1 protein-coding gene is annotated in these 274 nt (G+C 58.8%); it reads right to left on the minus strand.

All coding sequences use genetic code 11. The features are described 5' to 3' along the window. The coding region (locus tag HMPREF2547_RS10640) for a helix-turn-helix domain-containing protein (protein ID WP_371325768.1) at nucleotides 1-272 on the minus strand (272 nt) is incomplete at its 3' end. Nucleotides 273-274 lie beyond the last annotated feature (2 nt).

Raw genomic sequence — 274 nt, forward strand, 5'->3', positions numbered from 1 at the left:
CCCCACAGTGCAGCCAACCTGCCACTGGCCTGACGCGGCGAGGCGCCACGGTTGAGCAGATTGACAACCTGGGCGCGCAAAAATCGATTGTCATCGAGTTTGCGCGGCTTTGGACGAGCAAGACGCCCGCGGCTGGCCTGATCAGCGTGATAGGCATCGTAGATACCATCGACGCTGTTGCGTGCGATTTCACGACTGATAGTGGATTGACTACGACAGACTATCTGGGCGATACGCCGGTGCGAATGACCTGCCCGCAGGCAATCGGCAATAA

The sequence above is a fragment of the Corynebacterium sp. HMSC055G02 genome (assembly GCF_001809065.1).
In the GTDB taxonomy this organism is placed as follows: Bacteria; Actinomycetota; Actinomycetes; order Mycobacteriales; family Mycobacteriaceae; genus Corynebacterium; species Corynebacterium jeikeium_D.